At 67.0% G+C, this 18,321-nt stretch carries 12 protein-coding genes and 3 rRNA genes; 11 read left to right on the top strand and 4 right to left on the bottom strand.

Annotated features, from left to right (window positions below):
- Positions 1 to 643 precede the first annotated feature (643 nt).
- The 3 genes from HNR13_RS00845 to rrf all read left to right on the top strand — a co-directional run bounded on the left by HNR13_RS00845 (position 644) and on the right by rrf (position 5,976).
- A 16S ribosomal RNA gene (locus HNR13_RS00845) occupies positions 644 to 2,167 on the top strand.
- Positions 2,168 to 2,612: 445 nt separating this feature from the next.
- A 23S ribosomal RNA gene (locus HNR13_RS00840) occupies positions 2,613 to 5,726 on the top strand.
- A gap of 133 nt (positions 5,727 to 5,859) precedes the next feature.
- Positions 5,860 to 5,976, top strand: a 5S ribosomal RNA gene (rrf, locus tag HNR13_RS00835).
- The 16S, 23S and 5S rRNA genes sit together here, the layout of an rRNA operon.
- A 43-nt stretch (positions 5,977 to 6,019) precedes the next feature.
- Here rrf and HNR13_RS00830 read toward each other — a convergent pair.
- Entirely contained in the window at positions 6,020 to 6,991 is a 972-nt protein-coding gene (locus tag HNR13_RS00830; RefSeq protein WP_179604007.1) for a hypothetical protein, read from the bottom strand.
- Positions 6,992 to 7,270: 279 nt separating this feature from the next.
- On the opposite strand from HNR13_RS00830, the gene HNR13_RS00825 reads away from it, so the two are divergent.
- On the top strand, positions 7,271 to 8,488 hold the full coding sequence (locus HNR13_RS00825) for a hypothetical protein (RefSeq protein WP_179604006.1): 1,218 nt from the start codon (positions 7,271 to 7,273) through the stop codon (positions 8,486 to 8,488).
- The gene (locus HNR13_RS00820; RefSeq protein ID WP_179604005.1) at positions 8,463 to 9,482 is read left to right on the top strand and encodes an HAD-IIA family hydrolase; all 1,020 of its coding nucleotides are present in this window, start codon (positions 8,463 to 8,465) and stop codon (positions 9,480 to 9,482) included. Before HNR13_RS00825 ends, HNR13_RS00820 begins: the two co-directional genes overlap by 26 nt.
- A 267-nt stretch (positions 9,483 to 9,749) precedes the next feature.
- Here the strand turns inward: HNR13_RS00820 and HNR13_RS00815 are convergent, their stop codons facing one another.
- Positions 9,750 to 10,742 carry an o-succinylbenzoate synthase gene (locus HNR13_RS00815; protein WP_179604004.1) on the bottom strand — a complete coding sequence of 331 codons (993 nt, stop codon included), beginning with the start codon at positions 10,740 to 10,742 and terminating at the stop codon, positions 9,750 to 9,752.
- 57 nt (positions 10,743 to 10,799) lie between these two features.
- Here HNR13_RS00815 and HNR13_RS00810 point away from each other — a divergent pair, with 57 nt between their 5' ends.
- The 3 genes from HNR13_RS00810 to HNR13_RS00800 all read left to right on the top strand — a co-directional run bounded on the left by HNR13_RS00810 (position 10,800) and on the right by HNR13_RS00800 (position 14,069).
- Positions 10,800 to 11,711: a 1,4-dihydroxy-2-naphthoyl-CoA synthase gene (locus tag HNR13_RS00810; protein ID WP_179604003.1), complete on the top strand. Its 912-nt coding sequence runs from the start codon at positions 10,800 to 10,802 to the stop codon at positions 11,709 to 11,711.
- A gap of 139 nt (positions 11,712 to 11,850) precedes the next feature.
- On the top strand, positions 11,851 to 13,059 hold the full coding sequence (locus tag HNR13_RS00805) for an AMP-binding protein (RefSeq protein WP_179604002.1): 1,209 nt from the start codon (positions 11,851 to 11,853) through the stop codon (positions 13,057 to 13,059).
- A 26-nt stretch (positions 13,060 to 13,085) separates the two neighbouring features.
- Positions 13,086 to 14,069, top strand: a complete 984-nt coding sequence (locus HNR13_RS00800) for a 1,4-dihydroxy-2-naphthoate polyprenyltransferase (RefSeq protein WP_179604001.1) — start codon at positions 13,086 to 13,088, stop codon at positions 14,067 to 14,069.
- On the opposite strand, the gene HNR13_RS00795 is transcribed toward HNR13_RS00800, so the two are convergent.
- Positions 14,057 to 14,362 (bottom strand): DUF4229 domain-containing protein, encoded by a 306-nt coding sequence (locus HNR13_RS00795; protein WP_343063387.1) that lies wholly within the window; start codon positions 14,360 to 14,362, stop codon positions 14,057 to 14,059. The two genes, HNR13_RS00800 and HNR13_RS00795, sit on opposite strands and share 13 nt — an antisense overlap.
- Positions 14,363 to 14,404: 42 nt before the next feature.
- On the opposite strand from HNR13_RS00795, the gene HNR13_RS00790 reads away from it, so the two are divergent.
- Positions 14,405 to 14,758, top strand: coding sequence for a PLD nuclease N-terminal domain-containing protein (locus HNR13_RS00790; RefSeq protein WP_179604000.1), 354 nt, complete (start codon positions 14,405 to 14,407; stop codon positions 14,756 to 14,758).
- The gene (menD, locus tag HNR13_RS00785) at positions 14,751 to 16,526 is read left to right on the top strand and encodes a 2-succinyl-5-enolpyruvyl-6-hydroxy-3-cyclohexene-1-carboxylic-acid synthase (protein ID WP_179603999.1); all 1,776 of its coding nucleotides are present in this window, start codon (positions 14,751 to 14,753) and stop codon (positions 16,524 to 16,526) included. The genes HNR13_RS00790 and menD overlap by 8 nt, the downstream gene beginning before the upstream one ends.
- Positions 16,527 to 16,744: 218 nt before the next feature.
- Here menD and HNR13_RS00780 read toward each other — a convergent pair whose 3' ends face one another.
- On the bottom strand, positions 16,745 to 17,641 hold the full coding sequence (locus HNR13_RS00780; protein WP_343063386.1) for a LysM domain-containing protein: 897 nt from the start codon (positions 17,639 to 17,641) through the stop codon (positions 16,745 to 16,747).
- Between the two features lie 92 nt (positions 17,642 to 17,733).
- On the opposite strand from HNR13_RS00780, the gene HNR13_RS00775 reads away from it, so the two are divergent.
- Positions 17,734 to 18,279, top strand: coding sequence for an acyl-CoA thioesterase (locus HNR13_RS00775; protein WP_179608994.1), 546 nt, complete (start codon positions 17,734 to 17,736; stop codon positions 18,277 to 18,279).
- Positions 18,280 to 18,321 lie beyond the last annotated feature (42 nt).

The following is an 18,321-nucleotide window of genomic DNA, read 5'->3' as shown; positions in this document are numbered from 1 at the left end:
GGTCGCCCTTCCGGGCGGCCGCGTTTTCGCGTTCCCGGGGGCGACTTCCGCGGAATCACGCGGATCCGGCCCTGCGACACGCCCGGGATGTAAGCGGAATTTGCGACGTCCCGGAGGCCTGCGTAAAGTACTTACTTGTCACCCCAAAGGTGCGGGAGAGCGGAAGAGCTCCCCGGCCTCAAGCGGGACCGAATCCTTAGCCTAGCGGCAAATCTCAACTTGAAAGAGTTGCTTTGCTGCGCTTAGGATTAACACCCCACTCACTGAGCAGGTCTAACCGGTTCGGTTCGTGCAAATCAGATGTATCCCACGATGGATGAACGAAAGAGCGCGAAACGGCCGACTTGACAAACTGACTGAGAGTGGTAAGGTAGAGAAGTTGCCTCACAGAGAAGCCCGAGAGGGTTGAAGGTGAGAGCGTCCGATCCTTGAGAACTCAACAGCGTGCACAATGTCAAATGCCAAAAACCTCGGCATTGACCCGAAGACCTCGGTCTGAAAGTCGATGCAAGAGATTCCTTTGGATTAGAAACAGAATGTCAGTAGATATTCGAAACTAGTCAAGACAAACTCGCAGGAGACGAGATATTCCTCTCCGATCCTGCACTATGTTTCCAGTCGCTTGCGACTTGGAGCTGAACATTTTACGGAGAGTTTGATCCTGGCTCAGGACGAACGCTGGCGGCGTGCTTAACACATGCAAGTCGAACGATGAACCTGGAGCTTGCTCTAGGGAATTAGTGGCGAACGGGTGAGTAACACGTGAGTAACCTGCCCTTGACTCTGGGATAACCTCCGGAAACGGAAGCTAATACCGGATACGACGTACGGAGGCATCTCCTGTACGTGGAAAGAACTTCGGTCAAGGATGGACTCGCGGCCTATCAGGTAGTTGGTGAGGTAACGGCCCACCAAGCCTACGACGGGTAGCCGGCCTGAGAGGGTGACCGGCCACACTGGGACTGAGACACGGCCCAGACTCCTACGGGAGGCAGCAGTGGGGAATATTGCACAATGGGCGCAAGCCTGATGCAGCAACGCCGCGTGAGGGATGACGGCCTTCGGGTTGTAAACCTCTTTTAGTAGGGAAGAAGCGAAAGTGACGGTACCTGCAGAAAAAGCACCGGCTAACTACGTGCCAGCAGCCGCGGTAATACGTAGGGTGCGAGCGTTGTCCGGAATTATTGGGCGTAAAGAGCTCGTAGGCGGTCTGTCGCGTCTGCTGTGAAAACCCGAGGCTCAACCTCGGGCCTGCAGTGGGTACGGGCAGACTAGAGTGCGGTAGGGGAGAATGGAATTCCTGGTGTAGCGGTGGAATGCGCAGATATCAGGAGGAACACCGATGGCGAAGGCAGTTCTCTGGGCCGTAACTGACGCTGAGGAGCGAAAGCGTGGGGAGCGAACAGGATTAGATACCCTGGTAGTCCACGCCGTAAACGTTGGGCGCTAGATGTGGGGACCATTCCACGGTTTCCGTGTCGCAGCTAACGCATTAAGCGCCCCGCCTGGGGAGTACGGCCGCAAGGCTAAAACTCAAAGGAATTGACGGGGGCCCGCACAAGCGGCGGAGCATGCGGATTAATTCGATGCAACGCGAAGAACCTTACCAAGGCTTGACATACACGAGAACGGGCCAGAAATGGTCAACTCTTTGGACACTCGTGAACAGGTGGTGCATGGTTGTCGTCAGCTCGTGTCGTGAGATGTTGGGTTAAGTCCCGCAACGAGCGCAACCCTCGTTCTATGTTGCCAGCGCGTAATGGCGGGAACTCATAGGAGACTGCCGGGGTCAACTCGGAGGAAGGTGGGGATGACGTCAAATCATCATGCCCCTTATGTCTTGGGCTTCACGCATGCTACAATGGCCGGTACAAAGGGCTGCAATACCGTAAGGTGGAGCGAATCCCAAAAAGCCGGTCTCAGTTCGGATTGAGGTCTGCAACTCGACCTCATGAAGTCGGAGTCGCTAGTAATCGCAGATCAGCAACGCTGCGGTGAATACGTTCCCGGGCCTTGTACACACCGCCCGTCAAGTCATGAAAGTCGGTAACACCCGAAGCCGGTGGCCCAACCCTTGTGGAGGGAGCCGTCGAAGGTGGGATCGGTGATTAGGACTAAGTCGTAACAAGGTAGCCGTACCGGAAGGTGCGGCTGGATCACCTCCTTTCTAAGGAGCATCTGGCACCCTCGGGTGTCCAGGCGCCGGATCTGAGCGAACGTCTCAGCCGGTTAGCTCATGGGTGGAACATTGACATTGGTGCGGAGCCGAACGGCTCGAACTCAGTACATCCCTCGGGATAGGAACGGTTCGGACCCGGAAGCCCCGCACATGCACGCTGTTGGGTCCTGAGGGACCGGACCTCATCCACTCGGATGAGAACCGAATCCTCTGGACCTTTTCTGGTCGGCCATAACTGGGCCGGCGGAGAAGGTACCGCCCGTACTTTGAGAACTACACAGTGGACGCGAGCATCTTAGATTCGAACCTTCGGGTTCGAATCACATAGATGATCACAGTACTTATGTACTGATAGATCATTGGTCAATCTGCTCATCTTCGACAGCATTTATTTGCAACGGAGTTGGGCCGATCGATTCTAAAACTCATGTGATTTCAAATTTCTAAGAGCAAACGGTGGATGCCTTGGCATCTGGAGCCGAAGAAGGACGTAGTAATCTGCGATAAGCCTCGGGGAGCTGATAAACGAGCTTTGATCCGAGGATCTCCGAATGGGGAAACCCCGCTGGGCCCGTAAGGTGACCCAGTGACTCCCGCCTGAATATATAGGGCGGGTAGAGGGAACGTGGGGAAGTGAAACATCTCAGTACCCACAGGAAGAGAAAGCAAAAGCGATTCCGTTAGTAGTGGCGAGCGAAACCGGAAGAGGCTAAACCGATCATGTGTGATAGCCGGCAGGCGTTGCATGGTCGGGGTTGCGGGACTTTTCAGCAGCTTCTGCCGAACTGCAAGCGTTACAGAGGATCATAGGCGAATGGCATTGAAAGGCCAGTCACAGAGGGTGCCAACCCCGTAGCCGAAATGGTCCAATGGCGCGAAGAGTATCCCAAGTAGCACGGGGCCCGAGAAATCCCGTGTGAATCTGTCAGGACCACCTGATAAGCCTAAATACTCCCAGATGACCGATAGCGGACAAGTACCGTGAGGGAAAGGTGAAAAGTACCCCGGGAGGGGAGTGAAATAGTACCTGAAACCGTTTGCTTACAAACCGTTGGAGCCTCCTTGTAGGGGTGACAGCGTGCCTTTTGAAGAATGAGCCTGCGAGTTAGCGATATGTGGCGAGGTTAACCCGTGAGGGGTAGCCGTAGCGAAAGCGAGTCTGAATAGGGCGATTCAGTCGCATGTCCTAGACCCGAAGCGAAGTGATCTATCCATGGCCAGGTTGAAGCGACGGTAAGACGTCGTGGAGGACCGAACCCACTTAGGTTGAAAACTGAGGGGATGAGCTGTGGATAGGGGTGAAAGGCCAATCAAACTTCGTGATAGCTGGTTCTCTCCGAAATGCATTTAGGTGCAGCGTTGCGTGTTTCTTGCCGGAGGTAGAGCTACTGGATGGCCGATGGGCCCCAAAAGGTTACTGACGTCAGCCAAACTCCGAATGCCGGTAAGTGAGAGCGCAGCAGTGAGACGGTGGGGGATAAGCTTCATCGTCGAGAGGGAAACAACCCAGACCACCAACTAAGGTCCCTAAGCGCGTGCTAAGTGGGAAAGGATGTGGAGTTGCACAGACAACCAGGAGGTTGGCTTAGAAGCAGCCACCCTTGAAAGAGTGCGTAATAGCTCACTGGTCAAGTGATTCCGCGCCGACAATGTAACGGGGCTCAAGCACGCCACCGAAGTTGTGGCATTGACATTATTGGTAGGCCTTCGTGGTCCAGCCGTGTTGATGGGTAGGAGAGCGTCGTGTGGCGAGTGAAGCGGCGGTGTAAACCAGCCGTGGACGCTACACGAGTGAGAATGCAGGCATGAGTAGCGAAAGACGGGTGAGAAACCCGTCCTCCGAAAGACCAAGGGTTCCAGGGCCAGGCTAATCCGCCCTGGGTAAGTCGGGACCTAAGGCGAGGCCGACAGGCGTAGTCGATGGACAACGGGTTGATATTCCCGTACCGGCGAAGAACCGCCCAAGCTAATCCAGTGGTGCTAAGAGTCCTAATCCTGGACACGGATCCCTTCGGGGTGAAGGTCCGGGCCTAACGCTCGACCCCATGCTGGTGCGGCTAGCGTATTAACAGGTGTGACGCAGGAAGGTAGCCCAGCCGGGCGATGGTTGTCCCGGTGTAAGTGTGTAAGCCGAGAGATAGGCAAATCCGTCTCTCACATAGGCCCAGGCACGATGCGTAGTCTTCATTGACGAAATGGGTGATCCTATGCTGCCGAGAAAAGCATCGACGCGAGGTTCCAGCCGCCCGTACCCCAAACCGACTCAGGTGGTCAGGTAGAGAATACTAAGGAGATCGAGAGAATCGTGGTTAAGGAACTCGGCAAAATGCCCCCGTAACTTCGGGAGAAGGGGGGCCTGAGGCGTGAACGGACTTGCTCCGGGAGCGTTTGAAGGCCGCAGAGACCAGTGGGAAGCGACTGTTTACTAAAAACACAGGTCCGTGCCAAGTCGCAAGACGATGTATACGGACTGACGCCTGCCCGGTGCTGGAAGGTTAAGAGGAAGGGTTAGCTTCGGCGAAGCTCAGAATTTAAGCCCCAGTAAACGGCGGTGGTAACTATAACCATCCTAAGGTAGCGAAATTCCTTGTCGGGTAAGTTCCGACCTGCACGAATGGCGTAACGACTTCCCAGCTGTCTCAACCGCGAACTCGGCGAAATTGCACTACGAGTAAAGATGCTCGTTACGCGCAGCAGGACGGAAAGACCCCGTGACCTTTACTACAGCTTGGTATTGGTGTTCGGAGTGGCTTGTGTAGGATAGGTGGGAGACTTTGAAGCGGACACGCCAGTGTTCGTGGAGTCATTGTTGAAATACCACTCTGGTCACTTTGGATATCTAACTTAGAACCGTAATCCGGTTCAGGGACAGTGCCTGGTGGGTAGTTTAACTGGGGCGGTTGCCTCCCAAAAAGTAACGGAGGCGCCCAAAGGTTCCCTCAACCTGGTTGGCAATCAGGTGTCGAGTGTAAGTGCACAAGGGAGCTTGACTGTGAGACTGACAAGTCGAGCAGGGACGAAAGTCGGGACTAGTGATCCGGCAGTGGCTTGTGGAAGCGCTGTCGCTCAACGGATAAAAGGTACCTCGGGGATAACAGGCTGATCTTGCCCAAGAGTCCATATCGACGGCATGGTTTGGCACCTCGATGTCGGCTCGTCGCATCCTGGGGCTGGAGTAGGTCCCAAGGGTTGGGCTGTTCGCCCATTAAAGCGGTACGCGAGCTGGGTTTAGAACGTCGTGAGACAGTTCGGTCCCTATCCGCTGCGCGCGTAGGAAATTTGAGAGGATCTGACCCTAGTACGAGAGGACCGGGTTGGACGAACCTCTGGTGTGCCAGTTGTTCCGCCAGGAGCACCGCTGGTTAGCTACGTTCGGGATGGATAACCGCTGAAAGCATCTAAGCGGGAAGCCGGCCTCAAGATGAGATTTCCATGCCTTCGGGCGAGAGGCTCCCAGCTAGACTACTGGGTTGATAGGCCGGATGTGGAAGTGGGGACTAAAGACCCATGGAGCTGACCGGTACTAATAAGCCGACAATTTGATAATCACTACTCTCATACCGTTGTAAGGCGGGTATGAGGGGCAAGAGATTGCTCGCGTCCACTATGTGGTTCTCGATGTACGGTCGAGAACTGATTCAAGCGAAGCTTGATCGTTCACTTTGATACATCAATAGTGTTTCGGCGGCCATAGCGAGAGGGAAACGCCCGGTTACATTCCGAACCCGGAAGCTAAGACTCTCTGCGCCGATGGTACTGCAGGGGGGACCCTGTGGGAGAGTAGGACACCGCCGGACTTCTTTGTGAGATGGCCACCCAGTGATGGGTGGCCATTTCGCGTTAACGGCACATTTTCGCGCGGGCGGTTCCTTGCGCGATCCACGCACATAGGCTGGGCGGAAACCCCGGCACCCGACAGGAGAAGTCGTGAGCGATACACCGGCAGACGACGACAGGACGTCCGCCTCGAGCGGCGACGGCCGCGGTCGAGGCGCCGGCCGCCCACGCAGCGGCGCCGGTCGGGACGACGCCCGCACAGGGGGAGCTCCGCGTCGCGATTCGGGCCAGGGCTACGACCGGGCGAAGGGCGGCGACGGTGGTCACCGCACCGGCGCCCCGAGCCGGCCTCGTGACGGCCAGTGGAACCGCGACGGTCAGCGTGGCGGAGCTCAGCGCCGCGACGGGCAGGGCGGCTACGGACAGTCGCGCGACGGCCAGCGTCGCGATGGGCAGGGCGGTTACGGACAGTCGCGCGACGGCCAGCGTCGCGATGGGCAGAGCCGCGACAGCCAATGGAGCCGTGACGGCCAGCGCCGTGATGGCCAAGGTCGTGACGGGCAGTGGGCCCGTGGTGCGCAGTCCCGCGATGGACAGGCCCGGTCCGGCCAGGGCCGTGATGGGCAGCGTCGCGAGGGCAGCTGGAACCGTGACGGGCAGGATCGGGGCGCGCAGTCGCGTGACGGGCAGCGCCGCGAGGGCAGCTGGAATCGTGACGGGCAGAGCCGTGACGGGCAATGGAACCGTGGTGCGCAGCCCCGCGACGGACAGCACCGTGACAACCAGGCCCGGTACGGTCAGAGCCGCGACGGGCAGCGCCGTGATGGACAGCGCCGTGAGGGTGGTTGGCACCGTGACGGGCAGGGCCATGGTGCTCAGGCTCGTGATGGACAGCGCCGCGAGGGCGGCTGGAACCGTGACGGGCAGGGCCACGGTGGTCACGGGCGCGAAGGACAGCGTCAGGGCGGTGGTTGGAGCCGCGACGGTGAGAACCGCGGCGGACAGTTCCGCGATGGCCAGCGGCGCGACGGTCAACAGGGCCGCGACGCGAAGCGCTCCGGTTCGTGGGATGCCACGCGGTCGCGGGACACGTCCGGGTCGCGTGGTTTCGCCGGCAGCCGTGATGGCGGCGGCGGGCGCGGCGGTCAGGGCGACCGCGGTGGGCGACCGGCAGGGGGCGGAGCGAAGGGCTACGGCCGTTCGGACGACAAGCTGTGGACCAGGGACGGCCGACCGGCGCGCGGCGATCGTGACGCGCGAGAGCGCGAGTACGAGCTTGACGCCGAGGCGGCGCTGGCCAGGGAGCTGCGGTCGGTGCGTCCTCGGCACGACGACCCCGACCTCCCGTTCGATGTCGAGGCACGCGAGCTGCCCAAGGAGGCGCGCGTCGAACTGAAGACGCTCAGCAAGGACAACGCCGACTGGGTCGCGCAGCACCTCGTGATGGCCTCCCGGCTCATCGAGAGCGACCCGGAGCTCGCGCACCGTCACGCCCTGTCGGCCGCGCGCCGCGCCGGGCGTATCGGTGTCGTCCGCGAGACCCTGGCGATCACGGCGTACGCCACCGGCGACTTCGCGCTCGCGCTGCGGGAGCTCCGCACGTACCGCCGGATCACCGGCTCGAACGACCAGATCGCCCTGATGGTGGACAGCGAGCGCGGGGTGGGACGGCCCGACCGCGCTCTCGAGCTGGGCCGGTCGGTCGACCGGAGCGCACTCCCGTCCGACGTCCAGGTATCGCTGGCGATCGCCATGTCCGGCGCACGCCTCGACCTCGGCCAGGAGGAAGCCGCGCTCGCCGAGCTGGAGATCCCACAGCTTGACCCCAACCGTGCCTTCAGCTGGAGCCCGGACCTGTTCCACGCGTACGCGGAGGTGCTCGAAGCCCTCGGCCGCGACTCCGACGCCGCGACCTGGCGGGAGCGGGCGCAACGCGCCGAGCTCGCGCTCGAAGAGGCGCACGCCGACGCCGAGTTCGAGACGGTGGACATTATCGAGGAAGAGTTCGAGTTCGCGGTGGCCCTCGAGGACGAGGCGGATGCCGATCTCGCGGAGGACCGGGAGTCAGCGGAGGATGGTGCGGCCGATGGTGCTGTGGAGCACGAGGTGGCGACCGACGAGCCCACGACCGACGAGTACGCCGTCGATGAGGACACGAGCGCGGCGACTGCAGTCGACGAGGCCGTGACCGATGCACACGCCGTCGGCGCAGACGTGAACGACGAGATGGTCGGCGTGACGACCGCGGAGGCTGCCACCGGTGTGGCGGCGGCCGACGAGGCACTGGCCGAGGACATGCCCACCGACGATGCCTCGACGGAAGACGCAGGAGTGGACCCGGCGGCGGCCGACACGGCTGTGGCCGGTGACGTGCGCGCCGCCGACGTCGTGACCGATGCTCCCGCCGACGAGGCGGCGGCCGAAGGCGCCGTGGCCGACGACACAGCGGCCGACGACACAGCGACCGACGCCGCCAACGACGACGACGTGGAGGGTGAGCCGCACGATGGCGCTGTTTCGACGGGCGAGTGACGCCGCGACCCCGCTGACCGGCGTCGACCTGGTGCTGGCCGACCTCGACGGGGTCGTCTACACGGGCCCGAACGCCATCCCGTATGCGGTCGAGAGTCTCAACAGCGCGGCTGAAACCGTTCGTGTCGGTTACATCACGAACAACGCCTCGCGGACCGACGCGTCTGTGGCGGAGCACCTGCGCGAGCTCGGCCTCCGCGCCCAGCCGACGGATGTCGTCACGTCACCGCAGGCCGCGGTCCGGCTCCTGAGCGAGCATGTTCCTGCGGGCTCCACCATCCTCGTCGTCGGCGGCGACGGCCTGGTGGACGAAGTCCAGAAGGGCGGCTTCACGGTCACCCGGTCGGCGGAGGACGACCCGGCGGCGGTGATCCAGGGCTTCGCCCCCGAAGTCGGCTGGACTCAGCTCGCCGAAGCCGCGTTCGCCCTGCAGGGGCGCAGCGACGCCGAGCGCCCGTGGATCGCGACGAACACGGACTGGACGATCCCGGTCGCCCGCGGCATCGCGCCGGGCAACGGCACCCTGGTCTCTGCCGTCCACACGGCGGCCGGCCGGTTGCCGCTGGTCGCGGGCAAGCCCGAGGTGGCGATCTTCCGCGAGGCCATCGCGCGCTTCCGGGCGAGCAAGCCGCTGTTCATCGGCGACCGCCTCGACACCGACATCCTCGGCGCCAACCGGGCCGGCATCGACTCGGTGCTCGTGCTCACGGGCGTCGACCGCGCCAAGCAGCTCCTGGCGGCGGACGCCGACTCGCGCCCGACCTACATCCTGGGCGACCTACGCGGGCTGAATGAACCGTACCCGGCCGCGAAGACGGCGAAGAACGGGGCGGTCACGGTCGGGAGCGCCACGGTCGCGATCGACGGCAACGATGTGCGCATCGTCAGCGAGGGCGACGACGAGCTCGACCTGCTCCGCGCCGCATGCGCGGCGATCTGGGACTCCGGGCGGGCGATCTACGGCCTCGAGGTGCCGGAGCGGTTGTACCGCTGAGGTTGAGGCGCTGCGAGCGCGACGTGTTTCGTGCGGCGTGCGCAGCAAACTGGATGTCCCGATAGGCAAGGTGCAGGCTTGAGGTTGCCGGAGTGGTCGTATCGCTCAGGCGGCGTGCGCGGCGGGACGGGCGGTCTGCGGCCTCGAGGTTCGGAGACGTTGTACCGCTGAGCAAGCGGCGCGCCTCCACCGAGAACGGGTGCGCGGCTTCCGATACGGGGGCGGCAGCATCACGTCGGGGAGGGGCGCCTCTGGCGTCCGCCGCGATCAGAGCGCCGTCGTGTGCTCCACGATGCGGTAGCAGCGGCGCACGCGGTCGAGCCACCAGTCGCGTCGGTCATCGGGTGCGCTGAGAGCGTCGAGTCGCAATCCCGAGACCTCCGGGCGGAGCACCGGGATCGCGCCGTCCACCGGGACCAGCGGGGAGTCCGCGACGTCGTTCTCGAACAGGGCGACCGTGCCGAGCCCGCAGTCGAACTCGAGGTCGGGGACGGCCGCGGCGAGGTGCGCGCCCATCGCGATGCCGACCGAGGTGTCCAGCGCGCTCGAGACGACGACCGGGAGGCCGGCCTCCGCGACGATCCGCAACGCCGAATGGACGCCTCCGAGCGGCTGGGCCTTGATGACGAGCAGGTCGGCCGCGCCGGCACGTGCGACCGCGAGCGGGTCGCTCGCCTTGCGGACGCTCTCATCGGCGGCGATCGGGATGTCCATGTAGCGCGTGCGCCGGCGGATCTCCGCCAGCTCGTCCACGGTCGCGCACGGCTGCTCGACGTACTCCAGGTCGAACGATGCGAGGGCGTGGATCGCGTGCTCGGCCTCGTCCACGTTCCAGAGTGCGTTCGCGTCGACGCGGACGCGGCCCTCCGGACCCAGGTGCTCGCGGACCGCCCGGACGCGGGCGACGTCGTCGGCGAGGGTCTGGCCCGGCTCGGCGACCTTCACCTTCGCCGTCCGGGCGCCCGGGTACCGGTCGAGGACGGCGGGCACGTCCGCGGCCGCGACCGCCGGCACGGTGGCGTTGACCCGGATCGCGTCGCGTAGCGCGGCGGGAGCCGGCCGCCAGCCGAAGTCGATGGCGGCGTGCAGCCAGGCGGCGGACTCCTGGTCGTCGTACTCCACGAAGGGGGAGAACTCCGTCCAGCCCTCCGGTCCCTCGAAGAGGACGGCCTCCCGCACGGTGATCCCGCGGAACCGCGTGCGCATCGGAAGCCGGACGACGCGCGCTGTCCCCAACAGGTCGGCGAGTTCGGGCAGCATTCCACAAGTTTGGCACGCGGCCGGGTCGCCTGTTGCGCTCGACCGTAGGCTTGTGGCATGGCTTCGGCAGTATCAGACCTCTTCGACCCCGCGGTGTGGACGGACGTCCCCGGATTCGGGGCGCTCACCGACATCACCTACCACCACGATGTGAGCGGGCGCATCGCGCGGATCGCGTTCGACCGTCCGGAGGTGCGCAACGCCTTCCGCCCGCACACGGTCGACGAGCTCTACGCGGCCCTCGACGACGCCCGCACGAACCCGAGGATCGGCGTGGTCCTGCTCACCGGCAACGGGCCCAGCCCGAAAGACGGTGGCTGGGCGTTCTGCTCGGGTGGTGACCAGCGTATCCGCGGGCGCGACGGCTACAAGTATGCGGACGGCGAGACGGCCACGGGCATCGACGCCGCGCGCAGCGGGCGGCTGCACATCCTCGAGGTGCAGCGGCTGATCCGCTTCATGCCCAAGGTCGTCATCGCGGTGGTCCCGGGCTGGGCGGCGGGCGGCGGCCACTCGCTGCACGTGGTCTGCGACCTCTCGATCGCCAGCGCGGAGCACGGCCGCTTCAAGCAGACCGACGCCGATGTCGGATCGTTCGACGCGGGGTACGGGAGCGCGTACTTCGCGCGTCAGGTCGGGCAGAAGTTCGGGCGCGAGGTGTTCTTCCTCGCGCGCGAGTACTCGGCGCAGCGCGCCTACGAGATGGGCGCCGTGAACGCCGTGGTTCCGCATGCCGAGCTGGAGGCGACGGCCGTCGAATGGGCGCGGGAGATCCTGACGAAGTCGCCCACCGCCATCCGGATGCTCAAGTTCGCCTTCAACGCCGTGGACGACGGGCTGGTCGGTCAGCAGGTGTTCGCCGGCGAGGCGACCCGGCTGGCCTACGGCACCGACGAAGCGGTGGAGGGCCGCGACTCGTTCCTCGAGAAGCGGGAGCCGGACTGGTCGCCGTTCCCGTGGCAGTACTGAGCGGGACGGGGTCGCGGCTGGGCGTGGAAGCGGTGAGGGATGCGCAGGCTGGTGATGCGGAGGCGCCGGCCACTCGGATGGTGAAGGTCAGGCGGCCTGGCGGGGCGGCGCCGACCGCTTCGACGACGGGGAGGCGCGGGTGAGCCGGGCGTATCGGGTCGTCGATGCCGGGCGAACCGCCGAGGTGTTCGAGGCGCTGCGTGAGGCGCTGTCCGAGGGAGGGCCGGTGGTCGTCCCTCGGGGGGCGACGCCGGAGGCGGCGAGCCGGTCGGGGGCCGGGCCGGGTGAGCGGGCACACGCCGCCGACGCGTGGCCCGGACCGGGCGAGCGGGCTCCGCAGAACGTGGCGCTCGTCATCGAGACGTCCGGATCGACCGGGGTGCCGAAGCGGGTGGCGCTGTCGGTGGACGCGCTGCTGGCCAGCGCCGCCGCGTCCGCGGGGGCGATGGGCGGGCAGGGGCAGTGGCTGCTCGCCCTCCCCGCGCACTACGTGGCCGGCGCGCAGGTGATCGTCCGGTCGCTCGCGGCGGGCACGGAGCCGGTGGTGTACGGGGACGGGCACTTCGATCCGGTGCGCTTCGCGGCGCTGGCCGGCGACCTGACCGCGGACCTCCGCTACACCTCGCTCGTCCCCGTGCAGCTCGCCCGGCTGGTCGACGCGGCCGAGAACGGTGCGCGTGCGGTAGGGGACGCGCTGCGCCGGTTCGACGGCATCCTCGTCGGCGGGCAGTCGCTCGACCGCGGCCTGCGCGACCGCGCCGAGCTCCTGGGGGCACGGATCCTGACCACGTACGGCTCCAGCGAGACCGCCGGAGGCTGCGTGTACGACGGGGTGCCGATCGGCACGACCGTCGTCCGCGAGGTCGACGGGCTGCTGGAGATCAGCGGTCCCACTCTCGCCGAAGGCTACGTGGGCGACGCCGACCGCACGGCGGCGGCCTTCCACGAGGAGGACGGGGTGCGCTGGTACCGCACCGGCGACCTCGGCGAAGTGCGCGACGGGCGGATCACCGTGCGCGGGCGGTCCGACAACGTCATCATTTCCGGGGGCGAGAAGGTGCTGCTGGACGCGGTCGAGCGCGTCGTGCGCTCGCGCGCCGACCTCGGGGACGCTGTCGTCGTCGCGGCGGAGGACGAACGCTGGGGTCAGGTCCCCGTGGTCGTCGCGACCGGCAGTGCCGACCTCGCCGGCCTCCGCAGCCTCGTCGCCGAACAGCTCGGCAGGGCGGCCGCGCCCGCGCGGATCGTCACCGTCGCCGAGCTCCCGCACCTGAGCAGCGGCAAGCCCGACCGGGTGGCCGCCGCGCGCCTCGCCCGCGGCGACGGCGGCGGAGCGCCTGCGGCATAGCGGTTGTTGTTACGATTCGCACTGTGATGAGCCAGAACAACCCCCGAATGCAGCGGATGGCGCCGCCCCCGGCGCGCGGACCTCGAGGCGGGAGGAGCGGGCGTCCCGGCGCCAAGGCCTCCGTCGTGCGCCCGGCCACCGCATCCGACTGGATCGCGGGTGCGCGGCTCCGCACCCTCCCGCTGGCCGTGGCGCCGGTGCTCATCGGCGTGGGCGCGGCGAAGGTCATCGAAGGCGCGGGCATCTGGCACCCGATCCGCTCACTGCTGTGCCTCGCGGTCGCCGTGCTGCTCCAGATCGGCGTGAACTACGCCAACGACTACTCCGACGGCATCCGCGGAACCGACGAGTACCGGGTCGGCCCGGGCCGGCTCACCGGCTCGGGGAAGGCCGCACCCCGCAAGGTCCTGACCGTGGCGCTGACGTTCTTCGGGCTGGCGGCGGTCGCCGGGCTCATCCTCGTCATCCTCACGCAGCTCTGGTGGGTGCTCCTCGTCGGCGCCGCGGCGATCGCGGCGGCCTGGTTCTACACCGGCGGCAAGCGGCCGTACGGCTACTACGGCCTCGGCGAGGTGTTCGTCTTCGTCTTCTTCGGGCTCGTCGCCACCGCGGGGACGACCTACATGCTCGCCAAGACGGTCAACCAGGAGGCGTGGCTCGGCGGCGTGATCGCCGGCCTCATCGCCTGCGCGGTGCTCATGGTCAACAACATCCGCGACATCGAGCCCGACCGGCTCGCCAAGAAGCGCACGCTCGCCGTACTGCTCGGCAGCACGGCCTCGCGGATCGTCTACTGCGTGTTCCTGCTCGTGCCGTTCGGCATCCTCGCGGTGCTGGCGCTGTTCTACCCGTTCGCCTGGTTCGGGATGTTCGCGCTGCTCGCAGCGCTGCCGGCGTGCGTCATCACGCTGTTCGGGAAGACGCCGCGCGAACTCGTCACGGCGCTGCAGCTCACCAGCCTGACCGGGCTGCTCGTGGCGATCGCGCTCGGCGCCGCCTACGCCTTCTGACCCGGGGTCGGCCCGCCGGCGTCCGCCTCGGACTCGGCGGCGTCGAGCGCCTCGTCCTCCGCGTCGTCCGCCGACGGCGCCGGCTTGTCGCGGTGGCGCACCGCGTACAGGTCGGTCGCGACCGCGTGGCGCTGCTTGGCGAGCAGGATGTACGACAGGCACAGCCCGATGAGCGCTGCGGCGATGACCGCGGCCCACCAGACGATCCCGATCAGGAGCAGGACCACCAGCGGCACCACGAACACCACCAGCCGCAGCACGGTGTAGGTCAACCAGGAGGGAATCCGCTTCACCCTCCCAGCTTAGGCAGGCTCTCTGAGAGTTACGATGTAGCCATGGTTCGCCTCTGGATAGTCCTCGGCGTCGCAGCCGCGGTTTTCTACATCTATTCGGTGGCAGACTGCGCTCTCTTCGACCGTTCCAGGGTGCGTGGCCTACCCAAGCCCGTGTGGGTGCTCGTCGTCGTCCTCTTCCCCATCATCGGGGGGATCCTCTGGTTCCTGATCGGGCGCGGCCGACGACGCGCGGACGTCGGACGCCGGGTCAGCGCACCCGACGACGACCCCGAGTTCCTCGGCAAGCTCCGGATCGACCACGACCAGGAGGAGCGCATCCGCCGGCTCGAGAAGGAGCTGGCCGAACTCGACGACAACGGTCCGGACGACCAGACCGGCCGACGGGATGGCTGACCCGCGGGTCTCGGAAGAGCCCGCGGAGGTGGAGCAGACCGGCAATCCGGCGACCGACTACGCCCTCGCCCTCCTCGCCGGCTTCGTGGAGGCCGGGGTCGCCGACATCGTCGTGAGCCCCGGGTCGCGCTCGCAGGCGCTCGCGCTCGCCGCGGCCGAACTCGAACGCGCCGGCGCCGCGCGGCTCCACGTGCGGATCGACGAGCGCGTCGGGGGCTTCCTCGCGCTCGGGCTGACCCGGGAGACCGGTGCGCCGACCGTGATCGTCACGACGAGCGGGACGGCGACCGCGAACCTGCATCCCGCAGTCCTGGAGGCCCACGAGGCCGGCATCCCGATGATCGTCGTCACCGCCGACCGGCCGAGCGAGCTGCGCGGCATCCGCTCCAACCAGACCACGCGGCAGGACGGCCTGTACGGCACGGTCGTGCGTGCGAGCCACGACGTCGCGGCCCCGGTCGGCGCGGCAGGTGAGACCTCGGACGCCCGCGCCCTCGCACGAGCCGCGGTCGCGGAGGCGGTGGGCGCCGACAGCGCCGACCCCGGACCGGTGCACCTCAACATCGGATTCCGGGAGCCGCTGTCGGTCGCGGTGCCGCAGGTCCACGGGGTCGCGCGCGGCGACCTGCCCGCAACGGCCGGCCCCGAGGCGCTCGGCAGGGCGGTGATCGAGCTGACCGACGGACCGCGCACGGTCGTCGTCGCCGGCGCCGACGCGGGGGCCGAGGCGGCGGAGTTGGCGCGCGCCGGCGGCTATCCGCTGCTCGCCGAGGTGTCCAGCGGGAGCCGCTTCGGTCCGGAACTGGTCGTCGCCTACCGCGAGCTGCTCCGCGACGAGGCGTTCGGAGGCCGGGTGGAGCGTGCCGTCGTGTTCGGGCATCCCACGCTCAGCCGCGAGGTTCCCGCCCTGCTCCTCCGTGACGACGTCGAGGTGCTGGTGGTCGCCCCGACCGGTGGAGAGGCGTACAACCCGGGCCGGCGCGCACACGTGGCCGGAGGAGTCCGGGCGCCGGCGGACGTCGACCTCCGCAGCCCCGAGGTCCGGGCCTGGGTCGGGAGCTGGGTCTTCGCGAGCCGCCGCCTGGCAGAGGAAGCGGAGCGCGCGGCCGACCCCGCCGCGGGTGCGCCCGATGTCGAGAAGGCGCGCTCCTACGACCCGGCCGACGCCCTGGCGTTCGCCCGGGCCGAGCTCGCCGCGGTCCGCGCCCCGATCACCCGGCCCCTGCTGGCCGAGGCGCTCTGGCGGTACACCTGGCCGCACGACCGGCTGGTGCTGGGAGCGTCCCGGCTCATCCGCGACGCTGACCGGCTGGTGCCGGGTAAGAAGATCGTCGTGCACGCCAACCGCGGGCTCGCGGGGATCGACGGCACGATCGCGACCGCGACGGGCATCGCGCTCGCCGCGGAGGCCCGCGCGGCGGAGACCGGCGCCGCCGCCGGCGTCACGCGGGTCCTGCTCGGCGACCTCGCCCTCCTGCACGATGTCGGCGCGCTGCTCGGGGGAGCGGGCGAGGCGCGGCCGCACCTCCAGGTCGTGGTGGGGAACGACGGGGGAGGGACGATCTTCGACGGGCTGGAGGTCGCGGCCACCGCGCCCGCGGAGGCGTTCGACCGGGTGCTGTACACCCCGCAGGCCGTCGACCTGTCCGCGCTCGCGCGCGCCTACGGCTGGGAGTACCGCGTCGCGCGGACGAAGGGCGAGCTCGACCAGGCGCTGTCGGCACCGCCGCAGGGGCCGAGCATCCTCGAGGTGCCGCTGCCGCGCTGAGCAGTGCGGCCCGGTGGGTCCGCCGCGGCGCCGCGTCGCGTCGTCTGAAGTCGTCTCTGCGGATGTTCCGCCGGGATCGTCGCGCCGGCGCCGCATCGCGATCGTCGCGTGGTCGGCTGTCGTCCGCGGCGATGTCCCGCCGGGATCGTCGCGCCGGCGCCGCCGTGCCTACGCAGCCGAGCGGGGTCGCGCCCGGCCGTGCCCGCCCTTCCCGACGGTCAGAGGCTGTCCGGGTCCAGGTTGAGGGCGGTCGAGGCGAGGAGGTACTGGTTGCCGCCGTCTCCCGGGAGGTCGGGGTTGAGCCAGAGCAGCCACTCCACCGGGATGCCGAAACGGTCGGCGACGCTCGTCGTGGTGTCGCCCGCCGCGACCTCGTAGCGCTTGGGCGCGCCGGAGGCCGTCCTCGCCGTGACCGTCCCCGTCGCGTTGGGCCGTGCGCCGGCGTCGGCCGGGTGCACGTTCGTCTGCCGGACCGGCACCGACCAGCGGACCGTGTCGACCGCGAGCACCTTGTTCGGGCCGAGCTCCTGCGGGACGCCGTCGAACGACGCGGCGGACGAGTACGTGACGAGCGCGGCGAGGTAGGACGGCTGACCGGTGCCCGCGAGCAGCGCCGTTGACGCCGGTGCCGTGGACGAGGTCGGGCCGCCGAGCGCGTGGTCCCCGACCCCGTGATAGGTCAGGCCGTCGCCGACGCTCGGCGGGACCTCGATGAACGTCACGGAAACCGGCACCGGAACCGTGGAGGTGAAGTTCGAGTACTGGGCGGAGTACGTGTTGTCGCCGTTCGAGACCACCCGGTAGTGGAAGTGGATGCTGCCCTTGGGCGAAGCCACGTTCGCCTCGGCCACGACGGTGCCCGCGGGAACGGGCGTCAGTGTCGGCGGCGGAACCGGCGTGCTCGTCGGGGTGGGCGTTGCCGTCGGCGTCGCGGTGCCGAGGCTGCGCGCGTCCGCCATTGGCGTACTGGTGGGCTTCGGCGTCCGGCCGTGGGTCGGCGCACCGCCCGGCCGGCCTCCGCCCGCGAACAGCGCGCAGCCTGCGAGCAGCGCCACGACCGTCGCAGCGGCGACCGCCGCCGCCGCCGCACGTCTCCGGATTATTCGATTCGGCACGATTTCCCCCTCGCAGAACCCTAGCGGGCTTGGAGAGCATCGACAACGAAGCTGAGGAGGCGTTGGCGCATCACTAACATGACCGCGTGCACATGATCTTCCGGACGATGCTCCACGCTTTCCTCTCCCGCTTCGGCGAACCGCTCGGTCACTGGGACGTCGCGCGCACCCGCTTCCGCGTGATGCCGACCGACCTCGACATCCTGAAGCACATGAACAACGGCGTGTATCTCTCGATCGCCGACATCGGCCGCTTCGACCTGCTGCGCAGGAACGGCGTCTGGGCGACCTTCTCCGAGCGCGGCTGGTACCCCGTGGTCGCGTCGGAGACCATCTCGTTCCGGAAGTCGCTGGAGCTGTGGCAGCCGTTCGTGGTCGAGTCGCGCATCCTCGGCTTCGACGAGAAGGCCGTCTACGTGGAGCAGCGGTTCACCGTCGACGGCGAGATCTACACGCAGGCGTTCATCCGGGGCCGGTTCCTCAAGCGCGGCGGCGGGGTCGTGTCCATCGAGGAGCTGCTGGAGGCGGTCGGGCCGGCTCCGACCGATGTCACGGTGCCGGAGTGGCTGCTCGAGTGGGGCGCGGACGCCGCCCTCCCGTCGACGCGCGCGGAGGCGCCGAGCGTCTGGGCTGACTGAACGGGGCTCAGCCCGTGAGTCCGCGCTCAGTCCGGGAGCCCA

The organism is Leifsonia shinshuensis (assembly GCF_013410375.1).
GTDB classification, from domain to species: Bacteria; Actinomycetota; Actinomycetes; order Actinomycetales; family Microbacteriaceae; genus Leifsonia; species Leifsonia shinshuensis.
The sequence above is the reverse complement of the archived record's forward strand: the minus strand, read 5'-3'. Positions and strand labels throughout refer to the sequence as shown.